Here is a 5318-nt window from a genome sequence, read left to right as displayed (position 1 = left end):
CACGGGATCGGCGACACGGGGGGCGGCGCCGGCTCGCCGGGTGTTCGCCGCCCCGGCCGCGGCACCGGCAGCGGACGCGAGTCGATGGGCAGGGATCGGCCCGGCGAGAAGGGCGAGTCCGGGTTGCGGTGGACGCGGGTGGGTCGCGGCGCCCACGGTGCAGCCGTTGCTGCCGCCCCCGGCCGACGCGGCCGGCGAACGCGTGGGTGGACGTGCCGGATCGGGGAGAGCCCTGCCATTCCGGCCGCTGTGGGGGCAGGCTCGTGCCATGGCTGATCACCTCGACCGGTGGCGACGGCAGTCGCCCTACTCCGACCCGGGCGGCTACGCGGATCTCCTGCTCGCCGTCCCCGACGACGTCGAGTCGTTGTGCGCGGCGTCGCGGAACACGATCGCCCACTACCGGGCCGAGCTCCCGGATCTGGCGGCGGAGCGCCGCGGCGAGATCGACAGCCGGTGGCTGGAGCGGATCCTCGCCCTCGACCAGGCCCGGCACCCGGCACCGCTGACGGCACCCAGGCAACCCGGGTCCCGGGTCGCGGGGTGCTGCCGCGACCACTCGCTGTTTCTCACCGGTGCCCTGCGCGCCCGGGGCGTCCCGGCCCGCAACGTGGTGGGCTTCGCCGGCTACTTCGCGCCCGGGTTCCACCACGACCACGTCGTCGTCGAGTACTGGGACTCGGAGCGCTGGGTGCGCACCGACCCCGAACTCACCCGGGACGGCTTCGACTTCGACGTCCGCGACATGCCCCGCGGGCCGGGCGCCCCGTTCGAGACCGCGGCCGAGGTCTGGCTGGGGCACCGCAGCGGCGTCCTCGACGCGGCCGGCTACGGCGTGGAGCCCTCGCTCCCGGAGCTGTGCGGGCCGGAGTTCGTCGGCGAGTACGTGGTGTTCCAGCTCGCCCATCGCTACGGCGACGAGCTCCTGCTGTGGGACATGTGGGCGGGTCCGCTCGAACCGGCGGTGCTGGACGGCCTGGCCGGGCTCCTGGTTCGGGCCGACGCGGGGGACGCCGCGGCCGAGGCGGAGCTGGCCGGGCGCTACGCGTCCGAGGCGGGGCTGCGTCCCGGACCGACGATCACCCGCACCTCCCCGTACGGCTACCCGCCGGTGCGTGAGCGGCTGGTCCGCCCGGGTCGGGCTGAACCTGCCGGTTAGGCTGTTCGCGTGGACCTGAGGGGGATGCGGAAGAGCTACGAGCGCGGCGAACTGGACGAGACGGACGCGGGCAGCGCCCCGCTGACCCTGTTCCGGCGCTGGCTCGACGACGCTGTCGCCGCGTCGGTGACCGAGCCGAGTGCGATGACGCTGGCCACGGTGGGCGAGGACGGGCGTCCCTCCACCCGGGTGGTGCTGCTGAAGTCGGCCGACGAGCGCGGTCTGGTGTTCTACACGAACTTCCACAGCCGGAAGGGACGCGAGTTGCAGGCGCACCCGGTCGCCGCGGTGCAGTTCCACTGGCCGGAGCTGGAGCGCGTGGTCCGCGTCGAGGGACGCGTCGAGCACACCTCCGCCGAGGAGTCGGATGCGTACTTCGCCATCCGTCCGCTCGATTCGCGGATCGGTGCCTGGGCGTCCCCGCAGAGCGAGGTGATCCCCAACCGTGCCGTTCTGCTCGCCAACGCGGCGAAGGCGTCGGCGAGCTACGGGCTCAACCCGCCTCGCCCGCCGCACTGGGGCGGCTACCGGCTGGTCCCCGACACCTGGGAGTTCTGGCAGGGACGCAGGTCCCGCCTGCACGACCGCGTCCGGTTCCGGCTCGCCGGCGAACGCTGGATCAGGGAGCGCCTCGCCCCCTAGGCGTACACCCTGGCACCGGAGACGGCCGCCAGCTGTTCGCGTGCCACCGTGCTGAAGCGCTCGGCGGCGATCGGTCCGGCGGCCTTCGGTACGGCGAGGAGGGACGTCCGCGTGCGCAGGATCACCATGTCGCGGTTCTCGCCGAGCGCGGTGATCCAGGACCACTCGAGGTGGTCCCAGGAGCCGGGGCGCTGGAGGTCCACTCCGCCGGCGCTCGCCCACACGCGGGTCGGCTCGAGCGGACGTGGATCGAGTGCCAGGTAGCCGCGCCGGGAGGATCGCTGAGCGAACTCGGCGGTGGCGGGGATGAGCAGCTGGGCCAGCCCCACGATCAGGACCGAACCCGCCAGGACCCCGAGCAGGACGGAGGGGGACCGGCCCGACCACGAAGTGGTGGACGCCGTCGTCAGGATCAGGAGCAGCAGTGCTCCGAGCGGGAGCGCGAAGTACGCCGCGGACGAGCGTCGACGTCGGCGCACCAGCCGTGCCAGCGTGCCGTCCCGGCGGTCCATCCAGACGAGGGCGTCGACCCACTGCTCCTCGGTGAGCACGAACTGCAGGGAGTCCTGTGGAGCGATGGTCGGCAGCACCGCGACCTGCCCGACGACCGTGCTCAGTCGTGACCGGAGCTCGGCCGCGAAGGCGGCCACATCGAGCGGGCCGGTCCGCCACGGGATCGCCAGCGACTCGACCGGTCCGGTGCGCACCAGGAGGTGGTCCGGTGTCTCCTCGATCCCGCCGATCACGGCCCAGTCGAGATGCGACGTGCCGCCGCCGGGGGAGTAGGCGCCCAGCCCGGTCGCGTCCAGCCAGATCCGGCGGGGCTGCCCGCTCTCGGCCAGGGCTTTCGTTGCGGCCCGGCGGAGGCCCGCCTCCACGTGGCGTCTGGCCCACGGCCCGCTGAGCAGCCCGACCAGGACGGCGACCGCCGCGGCCCCCAGCGCGCTCGGGACCACGGAGCCGGTGAGTTCCAGAGCGGGGCTGCCGAGCAGCCGGATCCCCACTGCCACCAGGAAGGCCGTCGTCGCACAGTGGATGCGCCTGTCGAGGACCAGGCGCCGCAGGTGGCTCCGCGCGGCCGGGGTGTGGGTGGACCCGGCGAGGACGTCCTCGACCGTGGCCTCGAACTGGAGCACGGCGGCAGGCTAGCGTCCCCGGCCGGGCCTCGGACGCCGAATCGATGGATCGGGTGCCCGTGGGACGATCCGGGGATGAGCTTCGAGTTGGCCTCCCGGTTCGCGGGCGTGACGAGTTCCCCGGTGCGCGACATCCTGTCTGTCGTCGGGCGCGGGGACGTCATCTCCTTCGCGGGCGGGATTCCGGACGGGTCCCTGTTCGAGGTGGACGACTTCCGGGCGGCCTTCGACCACGTCCTCGCCCACTCCGGACGCCGGGCGCTGCAGTACGCCACCACGCACGGCGAGCCCGAACTGCTCGAGCAGCTGGCCGCGCGGATGTCGCGCAGGCTTGCGACCACGCCCGATGACCTGCAGGTGACCAGCGGCTCGCAGGAGGGCATCTACCTGGTCGGTCAGACGCTGCTGGACCCGGGCGACGTCGTGCTGGTCGAGCAGCCCACCTACCTGGCCGCGGTCCAGGCCTTCGCCCTCGCCGGCGCGCGGCTGGTGGCCGTCGCCACCGACGAGTTCGGCGTCCTGCCCGACGCGCTGGACGCGGCGATCCTCGCCCACCGGCCCAAGTTCACCTACCTGATCCCGACCTTCCAGAACCCCACCGGGCGCTCGATGCCGCTCGATCGCCGGCGCGAGGTCGCGGAGGTGCTGGTGCGGACCGGCGTCCCGCTGCTGGAGGACGACCCGTACGGCGAGCTCCGGTTCGAGGGTGAGGAGGTGCCGCCGCTGGCGAGCCTGCCGGGGATGGGGGCGCAGACGGTGCTGTTGAACTCCGCCTCCAAGGTCATGGCGCCGGGCGTGCGGATCGGCTGGCTGCGCGCGGAGGGCCCGATCCTGCGCTCGATCGAGGTTGCCAAGCAGGCCGTCGGTCTCCAGAGCGCGGTCACCGACCAACTGGCCGTCGCCCACTACCTCGCCACCTGCGACCTGGACGCGCACATCGGGCGCGTGGTCAGGATCTACCGGCAGCGCAGGGATGCGATGGTCGAGGGGCTCGCGGCCCGGCTGCCCGCGGGAGCCGACGTGACCCGGCCGGAGGGCGGCATGTTCGTGTGGGTGCGTCTCGGCGGGGGCGTGGACACCGCGGTACACCTTCCGAGCGCCGTGGGTGCGGGTGTGGCCTACGTGCCGGGGTGGCCGTTCTTCGCGTCCGACCCCGATCGGTCGACGATGCGGCTGTCCTACGTGACGAACTCCCCCGAGGTGATCGGCGAGGGGCTGGACCGGCTGGCCGGCGTGCTGGGCTGGGCCGACTGAGCGCTCCCGCCCCAGGGGTAGTTGCGGTTTAAACTATCTGGGTCTAGAGTCGTAGTTGAAAGCGAAACTACTTCAGGAGGACCACCATGGCCACCTTCACGATCATCGGCACCGGCAACATGGGCAAGGCCATCGGCGGCATCCTCGCCGAGGGCGGCAGTGACGTCAGCTACGTCAGCCACGACCAGGTCGGAGCGGCGCCGCTGGGCGACGTGGTCGTGCTCGCCGTTCCGTACCCCGCGCTGGCCGGCATCGTCGAGGCGTACGGGAGCCAGTTCGACCAGAAGATCGTCGTCGACATCACCAACCCCCTGAACTTCGCCACCTTCGACTCCCTGGTGGTGCCGGAGGGAAGCTCCGCCGCCGCCGAGCTGCAGAAGACGCTGCCGTCGGCGAAGGTCCTGAAGGCGTTCAACACCACCTTCGCCGCCACGCTCGCGACCGGCCAGGTCGGGGGAGTCCCGACCACCGTGCTCGTCGCCGGCGAGGAGGACGCGGCCAAGAAGGTGCTGGTGGACGCGGTCGTGGCGGGGGGCGTGAAGGCGCTGGACGCCGGGTCGCTCGCCCGCGCGCACGAGCTGGAGGCACTCGGCTTCCTCCAGCTCACCCTCGCGGTGTCGGAGAAGGTGGCCTGGACCGGCGGCTTCGCCGTCGTCTGATCGTCGGCGGGTGACGCCTTCCCCTGCGCGGGCAGGCGATTCGTCCCGCGGCGTGCCACGGTCCGATCCGCCGGCCTCCTCCCGCGCGAGAAAGCGACTCGTGTCTCAAGCCCGATTCACCGACTCGGTTGGTCGAGCCTGCTGAGACCTGCTCGGTCGGTGGATCCGGGTCTAGGAGACTGCTGAACAATCATGTCCCGGCTGCGGCGCGCCGGATAGGGCGATCTGCTGCGGCCACACCATGGGGCACAGGGCCAGGATCACCCACAAGATGTGGCCTTGCCGCTCATCCCGCCCGGCACGTCCTCGCTCGGAACAGCATTGTTCAGCAGCCCCCTAGTCGGGAAGGTGTGCGCGCAGTTGTGCGACCAGGTCGTCGACGTCGGCCGCCCAGCGGGGGATGACGTGGGCCGCGTCCGGACCGGTGAGGACGAACACGTGCGCGTCCGTCTCGACCAGCCGCTCGAT

The 5318-nt window shown here is 72.5% G+C and carries 5 protein-coding genes; 4 read left to right on the top strand and 1 reads right to left on the bottom strand.

Translation table 11 applies throughout. From position 1 onward, the window contains the following. The first annotated feature begins 268 nt into the window (after positions 1-268). Positions 269-1159 (top strand): transglutaminase domain-containing protein, encoded by an 891-nt coding sequence (locus tag QM633_RS01415; protein ID WP_415151933.1) that lies wholly within the window; start codon positions 269-271, stop codon positions 1157-1159. Between the two features lie 9 nt (positions 1160-1168). Further along, a complete protein-coding gene (gene pdxH / locus QM633_RS01410) occupies positions 1169-1801 on the top strand; it encodes a pyridoxamine 5'-phosphate oxidase (protein WP_415151932.1) in 633 nt (210 codons plus the stop codon). Here the strand turns inward: pdxH and QM633_RS01405 are convergent. Then, a complete protein-coding gene (locus QM633_RS01405; RefSeq protein WP_415151931.1) occupies positions 1798-2937 on the bottom strand; it encodes a YcxB family protein in 1140 nt (379 codons plus the stop codon). The genes pdxH and QM633_RS01405 overlap by 4 nt on opposite strands. Before the next feature lie 75 nt (positions 2938-3012). Here QM633_RS01405 and QM633_RS01400 point away from each other — a divergent pair, with 75 nt between their 5' ends. Together QM633_RS01400 and QM633_RS01395 are read left to right on the top strand one after the other, a co-directional pair. After that, entirely contained in the window at positions 3013-4191 is a 1179-nt protein-coding gene (locus tag QM633_RS01400; RefSeq protein ID WP_415151930.1) for a PLP-dependent aminotransferase family protein, read from the top strand. A gap of 86 nt (positions 4192-4277) precedes the next feature. Next, the gene (locus tag QM633_RS01395) at positions 4278-4850 is read left to right on the top strand and encodes an NADPH-dependent F420 reductase (protein ID WP_415151929.1); all 573 of its coding nucleotides are present in this window, start codon (positions 4278-4280) and stop codon (positions 4848-4850) included. Positions 4851-5318: the final 468 nt, after the last annotated feature.

Source organism: Propionicimonas sp. (assembly GCF_047606205.1).
Lineage (GTDB): Bacteria > Actinomycetota > Actinomycetes > Propionibacteriales > Propionibacteriaceae > Propionicimonas.
Note: the sequence above shows the minus strand (reverse complement) of the source record. Positions and strands in the feature narration are given on the sequence as shown.